This window comes from Sneathiella sp. (genome assembly GCF_041689005.1).
Classification (GTDB): Bacteria; Pseudomonadota; Alphaproteobacteria; order Sneathiellales; family Sneathiellaceae; genus Sneathiella.
In genome coordinates, this window is record NZ_JBDNHC010000154.1 from 1 (window position 1) to 14,051 (window position 14,051).

The 14,051-nt window shown below is 51.5% G+C and carries 15 protein-coding genes, 1 tRNA gene and 1 pseudogene; 8 read left to right on the forward strand and 9 right to left on the reverse strand.

What is annotated here, in order from left to right; genetic code table 11:
• Positions 1-66 precede the first annotated feature (66 nt).
• The 5 genes and pseudogenes from infA to ACESNI_RS17015 all read left to right on the forward strand — a co-directional run bounded on the left by infA (position 67) and on the right by ACESNI_RS17015 (position 2,192).
• Positions 67-285: a translation initiation factor IF-1 gene (gene infA, locus ACESNI_RS16995; RefSeq protein ID WP_007205486.1), complete on the forward strand. Its 219-nt coding sequence runs from the start codon at positions 67-69 to the stop codon at positions 283-285.
• Between the two features lie 56 nt (positions 286-341).
• Positions 342-920, forward strand: a pseudogene (locus tag ACESNI_RS17000) (nucleoside triphosphate pyrophosphatase).
• Positions 917-1,945 carry a ribonuclease E/G gene (locus ACESNI_RS17005; protein ID WP_373089177.1) on the forward strand — a complete coding sequence of 343 codons (1,029 nt, stop codon included), beginning with the start codon at positions 917-919 and terminating at the stop codon, positions 1,943-1,945. The pseudogene ACESNI_RS17000 and the gene ACESNI_RS17005 overlap by 4 nt, the downstream one beginning before the upstream one ends.
• 22 nt (positions 1,946-1,967) lie before the next feature.
• Positions 1,968-2,138, forward strand: coding sequence for a hypothetical protein (locus ACESNI_RS17010; protein WP_373089179.1), 171 nt, complete (start codon positions 1,968-1,970; stop codon positions 2,136-2,138).
• Positions 2,118-2,192 (forward strand) — tRNA-Phe (locus ACESNI_RS17015). The genes ACESNI_RS17010 and ACESNI_RS17015 overlap by 21 nt, the downstream gene beginning before the upstream one ends.
• A gap of 166 nt (positions 2,193-2,358) precedes the next feature.
• On the opposite strand, the gene ACESNI_RS17020 is transcribed toward ACESNI_RS17015, so the two are convergent.
• The 3 genes from ACESNI_RS17020 to ACESNI_RS17030 form a co-directional block, all read right to left on the reverse strand.
• Positions 2,359-5,208, reverse strand: a complete 2,850-nt coding sequence (locus tag ACESNI_RS17020) for an NACHT domain-containing NTPase (protein ID WP_373089181.1) — start codon at positions 5,206-5,208, stop codon at positions 2,359-2,361.
• 122 nt (positions 5,209-5,330) lie between these two features.
• The gene (locus ACESNI_RS17025; protein WP_373089183.1) at positions 5,331-5,537 is read right to left on the reverse strand and encodes a hypothetical protein; all 207 of its coding nucleotides are present in this window, start codon (positions 5,535-5,537) and stop codon (positions 5,331-5,333) included.
• Between the two features lie 89 nt (positions 5,538-5,626).
• Complete coding sequence (locus tag ACESNI_RS17030; protein WP_373089185.1) at positions 5,627-6,379, reverse strand: hypothetical protein; 753 nt, start codon at positions 6,377-6,379, stop codon at positions 5,627-5,629.
• 288 nt (positions 6,380-6,667) lie between these two features.
• Here ACESNI_RS17030 and ACESNI_RS17035 point away from each other — a divergent pair, with 288 nt between their 5' ends.
• On the forward strand, positions 6,668-6,925 hold the full coding sequence (locus ACESNI_RS17035) for a hypothetical protein (protein WP_373089187.1): 258 nt from the start codon (positions 6,668-6,670) through the stop codon (positions 6,923-6,925).
• Positions 6,926-7,607: 682 nt separating this feature from the next.
• Positions 7,608-7,745: a hypothetical protein gene (locus ACESNI_RS17040; RefSeq protein ID WP_373089189.1), complete on the forward strand. Its 138-nt coding sequence runs from the start codon at positions 7,608-7,610 to the stop codon at positions 7,743-7,745.
• A gap of 63 nt (positions 7,746-7,808) precedes the next feature.
• Here the strand turns inward: ACESNI_RS17040 and ACESNI_RS17045 are convergent, their stop codons facing one another.
• From ACESNI_RS17045 to ACESNI_RS17070, 6 genes are all read right to left on the reverse strand, one after another.
• Positions 7,809-8,792, reverse strand: a complete 984-nt coding sequence (locus tag ACESNI_RS17045; protein WP_373089191.1) for an AAA family ATPase — start codon at positions 8,790-8,792, stop codon at positions 7,809-7,811.
• On the reverse strand, positions 8,789-9,751 hold the full coding sequence (locus tag ACESNI_RS17050; protein WP_373089193.1) for a DNA-primase RepB domain-containing protein: 963 nt from the start codon (positions 9,749-9,751) through the stop codon (positions 8,789-8,791). Before ACESNI_RS17050 ends, ACESNI_RS17045 begins: the two co-directional genes overlap by 4 nt.
• Positions 9,752-9,815: 64 nt before the next feature.
• Complete coding sequence (locus tag ACESNI_RS17055; RefSeq protein WP_373089195.1) at positions 9,816-10,013, reverse strand: hypothetical protein; 198 nt, start codon at positions 10,011-10,013, stop codon at positions 9,816-9,818.
• 2 nt (positions 10,014-10,015) lie between these two features.
• A complete protein-coding gene (locus ACESNI_RS17060) occupies positions 10,016-10,243 on the reverse strand; it encodes a helix-turn-helix transcriptional regulator (RefSeq protein ID WP_373089197.1) in 228 nt (75 codons plus the stop codon).
• Between the two features lie 132 nt (positions 10,244-10,375).
• Positions 10,376-11,017 carry a hypothetical protein gene (locus ACESNI_RS17065; protein WP_373089199.1) on the reverse strand — a complete coding sequence of 214 codons (642 nt, stop codon included), beginning with the start codon at positions 11,015-11,017 and terminating at the stop codon, positions 10,376-10,378.
• On the reverse strand, positions 10,951-12,141 hold the full coding sequence (locus ACESNI_RS17070) for a tyrosine-type recombinase/integrase (RefSeq protein ID WP_373089201.1): 1,191 nt from the start codon (positions 12,139-12,141) through the stop codon (positions 10,951-10,953). Before ACESNI_RS17070 ends, ACESNI_RS17065 begins: the two co-directional genes overlap by 67 nt.
• A 132-nt stretch (positions 12,142-12,273) precedes the next feature.
• Between ACESNI_RS17070 and ACESNI_RS17075 the strand changes: the two genes are divergently transcribed.
• Positions 12,274-13,554, forward strand: coding sequence for a hypothetical protein (locus ACESNI_RS17075; protein ID WP_373089203.1), 1,281 nt, complete (start codon positions 12,274-12,276; stop codon positions 13,552-13,554).
• The last annotated feature ends 497 nt before the right edge of the window (positions 13,555-14,051 follow it).

The following is a 14,051-nucleotide window of genomic DNA, read 5'->3' on the forward strand; positions in this document are numbered from 1 at the left end:
CTAGGGATCAGGCGCATTTAAAGGCGCGCTCGGCACCATGCCGGGCTTCCCAAACACGGAGTGACCATGGCCAAGGAAGAACTGCTCGAATTCCCCGGCGTCGTGAAGGAACTCCTGCCAAATGCGACATTCCGGGTCGAGCTTGAGAACGGCCATGAGATTATCGCCCATACGGCAGGAAAGATGCGCAAGAACCGAATCAGGGTTCTGGCGGGCGACAAGGTGCAAGTGGAAATGACCCCCTATGATCTGACCAAGGGCCGGATCAATTATCGCTTTAAATAGACGCGATCGCGTCTGATGGGCATGCTGTCTGACGTCTTGCGGGCGCGGTTTATGCTATGCGCTTGATCCTTGGCTCTGCCAGTCCCAGGCGTCTGGAGATACTGGCGCAGATCGGGATCGTTCCCGATGCGGTCACCCCGCCGGATATCGACGAAACGGAACGGCGCACGGAACTGCCGCGCGACTATTGCCGACGTATCGCGCTTGAGAAAGTGCAGGCGGTGCAAGCCGAACCAAACGACATCGTTTTGTGAGCCGACACGACAGTAGCTTTGGGTCGGCGCATCATGGGCAAGCCTGTCGATGCAGGCGCGGCCGCAGCGTTCCTATACAAGCTATCGGGTCGTCGCCATCGTGTCATCACTGCCGTTGCGGTAAAGCGTGGAGACAAGGTTTGGCAGCGCGATGTTGTTTCGAACGTGCGGTTCAAGGTTCTGTCTGACGCCGAACTGAATGGCTATCTTGCCACTGGCGATTGGCGCGGTAAGGCCGGGGCCTATGCGATCCAGGGTCCGGCGGCTATGTTCATCCCGTGGATTCAAGGTTCGCACAGCGCTGTGGTCGGTCTGCCCGCGCATGAAACTGTGCAGCTATTGGTGGCTGCGGGCTATCCTTTGTCGGGCTTCCTGAAATGAAGGGTCGCGTGATTGCGCTTGATGAGTGGAAAGGCAGGCCCGCCGCCGCAATGGTTGTGGACGGGCGCTTAAGTGATCTGATCGTTGATCCGCCTGCCGAAATAGTGCGGCCCGGAACAGTGTATCTTGCTGTGACGGATCGGCCGGTCAAAGGGCAGGGTGGCATCTTTGTGCGGCTGCCGCAGGGCGGCACCGGTTTTCTGCGCGCCAAAGACGGCGTGAAACCCGGTCAGCCCGTTCTGGTGCAGGTCACTGGATATGGCGAGCCGGGGAAGGCAACGCCGCTTACCTCAAAACTGCTGCTCAAAGGCCGCTTTGCGATCCTGACCCCCGGCGCGCCAGGCCTGAATATCTCGCGCCGGATCAAGGATGAAGAGGTGCGGCTGAGTTTGCACGATGCAGTCTCGGGGATTGATCTGGGGGGGGGTGGCGCGATCCTGCGGTCCAACACGATTGAAGCAGAGCCTGAAGACGTTGCCGCAGAACTGGAAGAGTTGGCGACGCTTGGCGCAAACCTTCTGTCCGAAGGCGGCGGTCGCGATCCTGCCTTGTTGCTTGATGGTCCAAACGCGCATGAGCTTGCGTTGCGCGATTGGCCGAGTGTGGGCGATTGCGACGACACGCCGGGATCATTTGCGCGCCATGGCATCGATGAGATGGTCGATGGGGTTTCGCGCGCTCTGGTGCAGCTGGACGGTGGAGCCACAGCGTGGATCGAACCCACGCGCGCCTTGGTGGCAGTAGACGTGAATACAGGCGGCGATACCTCTGCAGCGGCGGGGCTGAAGGCGAATGTTGCCCTGACGCGTGACCTGCCGCGCCAATTGCGCTGCCGGGGGCTTGGCGGGCAGATCACCATCGACTTTGCTCCGATGCCAAAGCGTGACAGGCGGCAGATCGAACAAATAATGCGCTCGGCGTTTCGGGGTGATGAGACTGAGACTGCAATGGTCGGCTGGACCCCGCTGGGACACTACGAATTGCAACGAAAACGGGACCGTTTCCACTGGACTGAGCCTGGCTGAGTTGATTGCGAACGGTGCCGGGTTGGCTAAGAAACACTCGACCGAAGAAGGGCTTGTCGAATGGAACCAGATTGCTGTGACGCGAAGGCAAAATAACAAGATGAATGCGCTGGACAGCCACGTCCCGTCCGACTATGAAGTCGCGGCCCGAGCTGCGTTTCCGCTCACCCGTGCCCGGGTAGCTCAGGGGTAGAGCAGTGGATTGAAAATCCTCGTGTCGGTGGTTCGATTCCGCCCCCGGGCACCATTTAACTATATGATATAATAAAGAAAAATGTACCTTCGGGCGGCATGATTAAATGCTATCAAGATGGTTGGGTGCCGATTGGGTGCAGAAATTGCTCGAAATACAAGATCCAACGGCGAAATGATGGCGCTGGACCAACGCCACGGCAACTCACCCAAACGATCTGTCACATGCCAAAAACATACGTCCTAGCTTCTTCAGATAGTTTATCTTCTACGTGGCTCGGGTCTTCGCAAAGAAATTCCATATTGTGTTGTACTGAGTTGAGGCACTCCCAGTCTCGGATTCCATACGCACCCACAAGCGAGACTTCTGATAAGCCCTTCGGGTGCTGCAGGCCATCAATGCTCTCCAAATTAAAGCAGCCTGTCGCCTTGAACTCCTTTAGATTTTTTAGGGTCACGCAGAACTTCAGGTTCTGAAGCCCCGAACAGTTAACAAACTCAATGCTCTCAAGCTGGGAGCAATGCGATAAGTCTTCGAACCCTCGGTCGGTGGATGCATTGTAAATTTTAAGTATCGTCAGGTTCTTGAGCCTCGAAACACCACTAAGGCTGTAGAGCTCCTGTGGTTCACTGATAACGAATTCCGTGCAGTTCCTTGCATCAGGCAACACACCTAGATCGTTTTCAAATGTGCAGTAACTAAGTTCGATCTTCTCACAAAATTTTGCATAGCATAGGCCACCCAAATCTCTTCGGCGCTCCCAAGAAACCTCAAATGGTTCAGATATTTGAGATACAACGGATTTGCCAAATTCATCATTGTCAAAGTAGTCCCACGCAACGATTGCCGCTTGCGCCGTCTGACGCCCACCATTTTCTAAGATTGCTTTGATAAGAGGGATAACTGTTTCGTCACCAACCTCCATAAGAGCACGAATGCAAAGAGCGCCAACACGATCAGTTATCTGTCCAGAGCCGTTCGAGCTTTCTATCAAGCTAACCAACTTCTCGCCTAAGTGAAGAATTTGGAAAACCTCATCCACCGTACTCGGTGGAAAGACCTGACTGGCTAGTTCGTCAACCCTTGATCTAATTTTGGCATCGAGACGGGGGCAATAATAAGCAAGCGAAACCGTCTGAAAAGATGCGCTTCTCTTCCTTTTTGCATCGACGGTTTTTTCGATTTCCTTCAACGAATGGCCAATGAAATCGTTGGCTTGCCCTTTGTTCATGATGCCGCAAGCTAGCGCGAGAGTTTCGCGCCACGTTTCGTTAAAAACGTTTTGCTTCAAGACTCCAATGTCATCTTCAATAATAAAGCTCTCAGATGCTAGAAACTCCTTAAATTGATTGTGTATGAACACAATGTCTCTCGGAGGGACGTCGAGCAGTAAGCCACTCCTCTCGACTACTGAGCTGACAATCTCATTTTTCTGGTCGGGAGTAGTCGCGTCACACAGCTTTGCGACCACGGCTCTAAACTTTTCTCGTGTGATTTCCGAAAGTCCATTTAGAACCATCCACCTCGAAATTTCTTGGAGGAGCGCTCGGACATTTCGTTTTCCCAACGAATCGTAAATTTCGTTGACGATACCGCGCTCGTAGTTTCTTCTATCTAACATCAAGTCCACTGCAATCTTGTAGATTTCAGACTTATCGAGAGGAATATTTCCTCGTCGATCTATGTTGATTGTGCATAACAGCGCACACATCAATGGATTGCTCGCAAGTGCTCTAAGCGCAGGTACGGACTGAATGGATTCCTGCAAGCGTTCGCTAAAGGCGAATAGGCGCTCGACAAATGCCTCGTCGCTGATACCCGTTGATATGGCAATGTGCCAAAATCTGATGAATTTACTCACGTCATCAAGCTTCATTTTTTCGAGATAGGCCGTTCGAAATTCATAGTCATGATCAAAATTTGGAATTGGTCGAGATGTTACAATAAATGTGCAGATTGGAAATTCTTCGATTAACTCACTCAGCCATCTTGAAGCTGTGTGCCTAGATCGTGGGGGTACTTCATCAAATCCATCGATCAAAAATGCAATTTTTCCCTCGTGTGCGTAGTCCATAAGCCAAGTTTCGTCGCCATCGGAAATGATGTGAGGAAATGACGCCTTAAGTGCATCTACAAAACTTAGGCCTTTGTAGGAGCTGACCGATCTCAGCTTTATCAGAACTGGAGCGTAGTCTCTCAGCCATGCGATTTCGCTTGGGGGTTCATAGCTCGAAGATTGAAGGCAGAGCCACTGAAGTAATGTCGACTTTCCAGAGCCCGCATTGCCAAAAATCCAGTGCAAGTCATTTTCACGAAGGAATTCTTCAAGACGACTATTGTTGTACTCATCGTTGTCGGCATCTTGCCAAATGTCAGTACCGACGGAAAGTGAAATATACGATGTTTCGAGAGGGTATTTTCTCTTTATCGATTGAGTGGATATACCAAAAACCTCAATGTTCTGAACCTTCTTGCGCAGACGGGATTTGTATCGCAAAAACTTAGAATTTATTTGAGTTGCCTCTGTTTGGTTCGGGTTAAGGTTTTCCGTTACGACGGTGAGTATCTCAATGATTTGATTGGTGTTTTTTAGTACTTGCTCTATGGATCGGATTTGAAAATCCGGTGCCATATGGACATATTCGCAAATGTAGAATGAGACCCTGCTCAACACACTACTAGCAAACCATTTTTCTGTATTGTCATTGCGATCAATTTCTTCGAGGCGCGAGTCTAACTCATTTGCAAGAAGCTCGCTGGAAAACTTAGCCTCAATTAACTTCCGTGTAGTTATGTAACCAGCACACGCGTTGGCGATGTCTTGAACTAGAACAGCCCTTCGTTCCTCAGGGATTTTTCTAAACTCGTGATCGAAGAATACTGCGCACTTCTCTAGAATGCGATCTGCGCAATCTTCAAAGAACCTCTCGGATTTTCTTTTGTCCACGGCTCTTTCAAAACCCGAGGCTGCGTAGCTCGCTCCCTCGACGAAAATTGCTTCCAAAACGGGAGTGCCTGGAAACCAAACAGAGGCAATAAGTTTCGCAATTGGAGCAGCAAGATTAGTCACATCACAGCCTTTCACTATTGTGCAAAGAATTGAAATGAAGACTAACAGATCACCTTACACGTTCAAGTGGTGTTGATAGGAGTCACATACTGTTTGGGGCGTTGTGTCGGCTTGCTGTTTAGTTACTCGGTGTTTGAAAGCAGCTTCCGTGCCTCTTTGGCAGCGGCTGTATCCCTGACCCACTGCCACGGTGTGCGTGGCTTCCGTGCCTTCGCGAGTTCTGGGTTTGCTTTCGCGTCGCTGACGGCAGCGCGTAGCTTTTCGCGGGCCTCGCGTGGATCAATCTTGAGTTCTTCGCAAAGGATTTTAAGCGTGATGATGTCGGACATGTCGATCTCCTAGGTTTCTGATGAAGATCGATAAGACGAGGTCAGTAGGCATGTCAGGGACAACCTCAAAAAACCTAGAGCATATGGGTTTAGTCCAAATCTACATTCCAGAACTTGAGTACGCTTTCGACGTTAGTCCTTGGGTAATGAACGAAGTCATTATTAGCTAAGGCCGCCCGAAACTTCGACTTGCGTTTCTCAATTTCGGACTCGATTTCAGCTGTGAATGGAGCCGTTCCCGCTGGCAATGCGCTGGGACGATCAGGACTAGGCCAGCTAAGCGGATAGTGAGTTGGCACCCAACCTGAGCGTACTTTCTCAGCCTGATCTAGAACGGAATCATGCTCGCATGCCCAACCGTAGAGGTAGAATGAACAGACACGAAGAATGTCCTTTATCTCTGGGACGGTGTCCGTGAAACCTTTCAGCGGTGTCGGCAACCAGACCATGTTAGCAACACATGAGAAGTAGCGTGGATCTTGGACAACGCTGCTTTGTTTTGCAAACGACGGGTCGTCATAGCCCCAAATGTGACAGACGGTCCAATTTTTCGGTTTGGGCGACGCAACACCAAGCGCGGCAACTAGGGATTTTAGCGCAGCTACATTTCCTTCAAACTTCTCGGCAGTAACGCCTGTTGACCTACGCGTGTTTGTGTGCCGACGCGTCCATCCAGCGTCATACAGAGGTTGACCTCGCGCTGTTTCGGGTGCCCAAACTGGCAACGCCTTGAACGTGTCAGGATGAACCCAACGCGCGCTTCGTTCGATCAATTCAACAATCGCAGGAATATCGCCTCGAAGCACGTCATTGCCATCAGGTACATGAAATCCACTCGCCACAACTATTCTGCCCTTAATAATTCTACCCAAGTTGCTGTTTATTCATGCGAGCCTCAACCCCACAACAAATCCCTAGAGCATACGGCGTTAAGCGCGCGTGGCCGCGTTACATTGAGCCAGAGGGCCTCGTGGCCGGACGGAACGACGTGTTGCGACGAAAGCGCTGCTGACGCCAGTGCTGGGCCCTGTGCGCTGCGAAGACGCTCAATGATCTAGGAATTACCCTGACGCCCACCACTGCTCGATCTTATTGCGCTGTTGCAACCGCAACCAGCAAAGGAGACCACAATGGTCATTCGGGCAACATGGAAATTCAATGGACAGAAAAAGGTCATCCTCGGTAACTGGCACCGATTGTGGTGCCTGCTCTTTGGTCCGCTGTACTACTTGTTCAAGGGCATGTTCCTGTGGTCGATCTTTTCACTACTCACAGCCAACGGCCTGTGGATTGGCTTCCCTCTCTACAACCGCGCCATCGTCACGCGACACTTCCACAAAAAGGGGTGGATGCAAAACGACGCCTTGGACACTCCAACCAATGAGTAAACCCACCCATGCGGCACCCAGATCAGCGATTGCAGATCGTCGTAAATGCGGGCCACTTGAAAAGACTCAGATATTTGGTTCCGCCTCACCTCCAACAGCCTGATCAATAGTCCGCGTGTCGGTCTCGAGGCCAACGGGCCACGCCTACCAAGGCGAAGACAACATGCGACCACAGGGGGATGGGGGGAGGCGTTTTTTTAACAGAAAGCGCTGTGGCAACGGATAAGTGCTCATGCGTATTTCTAAGTTTTTGGCGCGTGAGGCGAATTTAGTGTTCGACTGGATTATATTACACGATGTTTGACCACGTCACTAGCGAAGATCCGAGAAATACTAAGCAAAGGATAATTCATGCCATTGTTTTCATAGTGGCCTACGCCTACATAAGCTTCCAGATCTATGCAAATTAACCATAAAACGCTTCGCGCGCGTATATATCAATATATTAGAGTGTTATGATATATATGTTTAATAACAAACACTTAAATAGCTCAGTAGCAGTATACCCATGAACGCATCGTGAGAGTCTTATGATTTATGAGGGTGTTTTCTACCAGAGGGCTTAAGGTGTTGATAAGTAATGATAACCTCATAACACTCTAGTGAGCATATATATAGCGCGCGTGGGGTAAATCATTAGAAGGTCAGCCTTCGAAAACGACGTTTGTGTCGGAGGCCTTTTTTGACGCGTTGCGCCCTTTGGTCAGAAAAAGGCCATGTCGACTTCCAGGATTTTCGGACCGTAAGCCGTTTTCGTGACTTCAAGAACGTCAAGATCGCCAAGGGCGTCATGCATATTCGTGACGAACTTGAGGGGTGAAACGCGCCAAAAACATCATTGGCGATATTGGCGTTCTTGGCGCACTTCATATCCTACCTGTGGTCACTCTTCCTCTGGCAACGACAGAAACCAGCTTTTGCCATTCTTTTTCGATCTAACGCCCAGATCGCGCCGGGCACGTTCCAAAGTCTTGGAGGCGATGTCACGCGCAGCAGCCTCTTTCTCGACCTTGGTGGACGGCTCAGGCCCGTTCTTGAGAAACACGCGCAGGAATTGGGTCGCTTCATCCAGCGCCGACATACGGGGCGGACCATCAGAAGAAATCAGGTCATCGATTGTGATGTCTGACGCTCCCAGCCAATTCAGGGTCGCCCTGCCTCCTTCTTCACCAATGATCTCATAGCTTTGAGTTTGCCCCCGAACGGCGATGTTATGCTTGATGTGGACAACAAGCTTGGTCGAACTGTCGCTCGGATGCTCGCACACCAGAAATGCTGACCTCGCCGCGCCAATCACATCCATAGAACCACCCCCCTGATAAATGGCCTTGCTGTGTTTCGCCTTTGTCAGATGCCGGATGATCACCACAGCTGTTTCACCAGCCTCTGCGATGTCTTTGAGGAAGGACAAGAGCTGCCGGATCACATTGGGCTTGTAGATGTCCTGCCCAGCCGGGATGTATGCGAACAAGGGGTCGAGGATCAGCAGGTCTGGTGGTTTGCGTTTTACCTCACGCATCAGCGCCTGCAGCCCTTTCTCATCCAAGGACAGGAAATCACCCTGCACCCGAATGCGCGTAGGGTCGCCCCCCATGGCGTCGATGCGTGGGCGTATCGTATAGGCTGCGTCATCTTCGGCGCTCAGGTAGAGCACGCGCCCACGCCCAAGTTTCTGGCCATCGGGGAGTTCTCCACCAATGCTGACCTGTACGGCCAGTTGCATAGCGAGGAACGACTTGCCGACGCCGGGGTCGCCCTCCATGATCGTGATCATGCTAAACGGAATGAACGGTTTCCACAGCCAGTCCACCTCTTTTGCTTCGATTGTGTCCAGATCGATGAAGAGTTCCTTTTTCTTAGAGGTCATTTCGCACCTTCTTTCTTCGCGATGATCCGAGACACCTCGGTCTCAAGTGCTTTTTCGTTGTCGCCATACTTGTCGCGAAAGTATGGGCTGTTCCAAACCACGCTGGCGATCTCATCCAAGGTGGCATTAGCCTCGTAAAGCCCGGCCACCAGCGCATATATTCGGTTTGACCGATTGCTTGCCTGTATCTGTTTGTGCCGCATCAGTGACCGTGTCGAAGCACTCAATTTAGAACGATGGTTTTTCAGAACCTCCAGTGGAGCAAATGCCAGATGGTTCATCTCCAAAGCTTGATGCTCGACCTGATAGCTACGTCCCTTGTCGGCTGTTAGCTCTGGTCGCGTGGAAATCTTGTTCCAGTTTCGTGACACCAACTTGACGAACGGTTCGTCGTATTTGGGCTTGTGATTGATGGAGCCGGGAATGCGCAACATTTTCGTGATGGTCCAGCCATTGTCGCCCCCATGTCTGTCCGCGAGCGAACGTGAAAAACGTTCGGCTTCCTCAACCCTGTGCTGTTTGTCCCAAAGCCAGAGACCTTGGAACCGACCCGGCGACGTTTCCCAAAGGTGGTTGGCTGGTGGCTCATATGTGTTGGGATCGCTATCGTCGATATCGCACCAGCCCAGCCTAGTCGGGTGCGCAAACTCCTTTTTGCGCCGATCCACCGAGAATGGATTGGGACAAAAGTACAGATTAAAATTCCATCGCGAATGAGCGTTGAGGAACATGTTCAATCCAACAGTCACATCGTTGGCTCTGACAATATGTTCACGCCAATGGTTGCCATCAGGATCGGTTGTGGCGACGAAAAAGAAGCTGGGCTTCGGCGCGCCTTTCCAGATGCTTTCCAGAAAACCCACCATGCTTTGATGGATAAAGCAGTCGTCGTCATAGTCTTTGAATGCGTAGGGGTGTCCCTTGCGAGGGCGAGCGGTATGGTTCACGCGATTTCGCATGTTCTTTCCTTTCGAAATGTACGGGGAGGACGGGGCGCTAATCGCCCCATCTCATTTTTCTGTGCTAGTCGAGCTTCGGAGGCAGGCGATCAATGTTGACCAATAGCCATTCCAACACCTCTTCGGCGTTCCAGACACGGGGCGTGATCTGCTTTGGGAAGCGCTCACGTTCTTCCAAATCGACTAAATCTTCATAGTCGTAATGGATGCCGAGCTTTTTCAGGCCCTCATAGGAGAAGCCAAACACAATAGGGTTTTTCATGCTCAGCTCGCGTCCGCATAGTGCCATGTGTCACGTTCAACGGCGCGCTCAGCGAGCCATTGCTCGAGTTCGTTCAGCAGCCAAGCGACGCTGGTGCCAGCAAGGCGGACACGGCGTGGAAACCGCCCACGTGCCTCCCAGCGCAAAAGCGTACTGTTGCTTACGATAATACCAAGGCGCTTGAGATCAGCGCGTGTTGCGAGGGCTTTTTGCCCGTTCGAAATATCCATTGTCTTTCCTTCTACAAGTTTGCGTTTGTGAAGGAGCGCTCCGACATGAATGAAGATGACGCGGATTGGGACGCATTACGAGCCAAGGTCCTGAAGGTCTCAACTTGAATTGAACTGGGGTTTTCAAGCTGTCTACATGTTCGCTTGAATTGGGCCATCCAACTGTTCGTTTTGGCCTGTGGTTTCGAGGAAAACACGACGCACAAAATCTGGGATCGCGCCCGTTGCCACTTTGATTTCCTTGTCCCAATTTCCTCTGGATAGCTTGAGATTTGGGTAGCACTCGCGCAACTCAGACAGGCAGACGTGGACAACGTAATACCTGATCTCATGGCTGTGGGTTATTTTGCCCGCTGTTTCGCCAGTGATTTCGTCTGCAAATTCATCCTGCAGACGTGCGGCCCTGTTCTTCAATTCAGCGAGGCTTGCGATAAGCGTTTCGTTGGCAGCAAGCTCGACTTCGCCATATCGTTCCCAATGTGCGAAATGAGGCGTGTTCTCGATGGCTAACGCCGTCTCTAGCGCTTCAATTGGATTGATGATTTTTCGTTGGAGCCAAGTTGTTCGTTGCGTAAGGGACATATCGAATGGGGCCAGTCGAAACCCATTGGGTGATGTCTCAACACCACGGCGAACTTTCTGACACTCGTCTCGCAGTCTATCCCATAGCCGGGAAAAAGTGTCGTCGTCTGGGACGCCAAGAATTTTTAAGATATCTTTTCTGCATTCGTCGCCGAAGGCTTCTGCACAATCTTTGTCAGTTCGTCCGCCCATTGATCCAGTGCCTCACGTTTTTCGTTCAAATACGTGTAGCGATTGTAGGTTGCACCGACGCCCGAGACGACTCCTGATTTGTGATTGGTCACGGCGTCGATTACATGAGGCATGGCGCCAATCTTCGCCATGCCTGTGGAAGCGGTGCGCCTGAAATCATGAAAGCGCCAATCTTGTGTGTTCTCTGGCATGGCCGTTTCGATCCGTTCTTTCAAACGACCAAACCCAGAAATTGCAGAACGTCCCGTCGTAGTGAACACAAAGTCGCTGTTGAGGAACCTGTGCAGTGATTGCAAGATCGCCACCGCCTGTGCAGGCAGGGGGACGATGTGCAGGCGAGCGTTTTTCACACGGCTTGCTGGAAGTTCCCAAACCCCTTCATCAAGATTGAGTTCGGACCAGCGCATTCCAGACACCTCGCTTCGACGTTGCCCAGTGATCATCAACAGTTTGAGAAATGGCCCGAATGGGTATTCCTCGGCTTCGCTGTGTCGCCATATCGCACGAATTTCGTTGTCGTTGAGCACGCGATCACGCTGAATCTCACGCGTAGGCGGCCTGAGGAGAGCCACAGGCGACGTTTCGATAGTGCCGCGCATCACGCACCAGTTCATGAGCTTTTTAATCGCTGAGAGCGCCCGGTTTGCACGTGTCGGTGTGCCATTCGCAACAATGGCATCCAGTACCTTGCTGACCTCTTGACGTTTGATCTGATCAAGGGGCCTGTCCTTCATCCCGTCGAACTTGTGCAACACGCTCTCGGTCCGCTTCCAATCCTTGGTGTTCGGCTTGGCGTGAAGTTCGATGAATTGTGGTATGACTTCACCGAGAGTGGGCGCGGTCTCGTCTGGGGTTTCTGGTGTTTTTTCGTACTCACCCAGTTCGATAGATCGGGCAATTTCCATCGTTCGGCGTCTGGCATCGGCCAAAGAGAGCACAGGGTAGGGGCCGATTTTGATGCGTCGCCGTTTGCCGTTGGCACGGGACATCGTGTAAAACATCCTCGCCCCTGTGGTCGACACACGCACATGCAGGCCGGGTGCTTTCGCGTCTTGAACCTCATACCGCTTAACGGTCGCAGGTTTCATCGCGTCGAGTGATTTTGTTGTCAGTGTTTGTTTCATAAGAACACTGTAAGACACCCAGAATCCGCGTGTCAGGGTATGGTTTGGGGCCATCTGGGACGCTATGTATCAGGGAGCTTCCCGGCGAGTCGCAATGAGAAGCAACAAATTAGCTGCCACAAGGATGTTACGGTGCCGTTTCCAAATACAAAGAGTTTGGCCTACTTTGTTCCAAGGTCACAGCTTATCTTTCTCAACGATATCAATGCAGCCGAAATTGAGGCTGACTTTGCTGCGAACAGACTTACGCGTATCAGGCAAAGCCTTTCGACCGTTTACCACGAGGTTACTCATTGGGCCGACACTGTTGGAACGCTTTGGGGCAATGAGTATCTCAAGCAGGTCTATTCGACGTATGACGTCATGCCCTCGATAAACTTGCATGGTAGCGAGACACGCTTCCATAGGTTCATCGACCTGCACGACAGTGATCGGCGTCTTTCGTTTTCCGATTATTACCGAACAGTTGAAGTCAATGGTCGCCAGCATTCCTTGTCCACGCCATGGAAGATCAGTTTCTCATGTGGAATCGAGTTCAATTCTAACGGCCGACCCGATGAGCAACGGCCTGTCATCTTTGTTAGATTTGGGGATCATTACACCGAGCAGCTGCTAGTTCGCCAACCATTGAGCGTCGCGGCCCTCCTCGAAACGACCGCGACATGGTCCGAACTATCAACCCAGTTCCAAACCCTTTCGGGGATAGATCGGGACGAGAGGATTGTCGAAGAGTGTTTCATGAGAAAAGAGTACGGGGACCGACTTTATACGCCTGAATTGACCTTGTATTCAGCGCCTGTTCATCTTTTGGCGCACTATGCACACCTGCAAAACTCTGTTGTCGCATATCATCTTGGTTCGTTGCTGTCCTTGGTATGTTTGAATCTTGTTGGTTCACATTTCAGAAAACTTCGTATCCCCGAAGAACTAAACACCTGGGGCGTTAGAGTGTCAGCTTTCACGAGAAAAGAGAGTAGGCCATTTGCTTTCATGTGCCTCTGTATGAATGGCCCTGACTGGAACGATGATATGGCTCCAATTGATTGGGTCAACAAAGCCCTCTCGAATTCAGGTTTGCCAAGCTACGAAGAAATTTTGGGTCACGCGGTCAAGGTCCTAAAGGAAGACGGATTAGTATGTGAGCGCCCAACAATGTCGGCAAGACAGAAGTATTTGAGGAAGATCGGAGCAGAATGGCTCGATTGGCGTAGAACGGAGAAGGACGCAGCCATCAACTATAGCCATATTTCACGGAAGCATTTGAAGCTCCCTGTGATCTTCGATGCAAATGCAACACCGTTCCTGCTATTCGGGGGTGATTTCGACATTACGCTATTCGACCCAATGGAAATGTTTGAGGAGGAGGCATCCCTTCACACGCAGTCTCTCAACTTCAGGCGAGCATGTCGATAGCGTTGGGGGCCATTTGGGTGCAGTTTTCGTTGGGCTAGAACGGCTAGGATTGCAAAGCCCTGAAACACGCTGGGCGGACCAGCGGGTTGATGGTAAACGATCTTTGCTGCGGCCTGAACCGCTTTGAAACAGGCTGACTAGATACCTAGGAAAATTGAAAATCCTCGTGTCGGTGGTTCGATTCCGCCCCCGGGCACCATTTAAATCAACGACTTAGGTCGAATTTTCCTCGTTGAGCTCAAGTTCACGTGTAATTCGTGTGTAATCAAGCCGAACTTTTCGGCTTCAGGCGCGAAACATTGTCTGGTTGCTTAGTGCTCAAGCGCCCTTCGAGACGCTCCATCGCGGCTCCAATGGGCGTTGTTGCACGGATCCTATCGGATTTGTTAGAAGTCGGCTTTCCTGATCGATTGGATACCGCTGATGCCGCATAAGTTCAACGCATCGCGTCGTCATAAGTTTGAGAAGAGGCGGTATCGCATCACGAACTGGCCCGC

Bases quoted from the DNA above. Each gene is read 5' to 3' on its own strand.
- ACESNI_RS17005 (WP_373089177.1), top strand. From the start codon at position 917: ATGAAGGGTCGCGTGATTGCGCTTGATGAGTGGAAAGGCAGGCCCGCC.
- ACESNI_RS17045 (WP_373089191.1), bottom strand. From the start codon at position 8,792: ATGACCTCTAAGAAAAAGGAACTCTTCATCGATCTGGACACAATCGAA.
- infA (WP_007205486.1), top strand. From the start codon at position 67: ATGGCCAAGGAAGAACTGCTCGAATTCCCCGGCGTCGTGAAGGAACTC.
- ACESNI_RS17025 (WP_373089183.1), bottom strand. From the start codon at position 5,537: ATGTCCGACATCATCACGCTTAAAATCCTTTGCGAAGAACTCAAGATT.
- ACESNI_RS17055 (WP_373089195.1), bottom strand. From the start codon at position 10,013: ATGAAAAACCCTATTGTGTTTGGCTTCTCCTATGAGGGCCTGAAAAAG.
- ACESNI_RS17050 (WP_373089193.1), bottom strand. From the start codon at position 9,751: ATGCGAAATCGCGTGAACCATACCGCTCGCCCTCGCAAGGGACACCCC.
- ACESNI_RS17060 (WP_373089197.1), bottom strand. From the start codon at position 10,243: ATGGATATTTCGAACGGGCAAAAAGCCCTCGCAACACGCGCTGATCTC.
- ACESNI_RS17070 (WP_373089201.1), bottom strand. From the start codon at position 12,141: ATGAAACAAACACTGACAACAAAATCACTCGACGCGATGAAACCTGCG.
- ACESNI_RS17065 (WP_373089199.1), bottom strand. From the start codon at position 11,017: ATGGGCGGACGAACTGACAAAGATTGTGCAGAAGCCTTCGGCGACGAA.
- ACESNI_RS17035 (WP_373089187.1), top strand. From the start codon at position 6,668: ATGGTCATTCGGGCAACATGGAAATTCAATGGACAGAAAAAGGTCATC.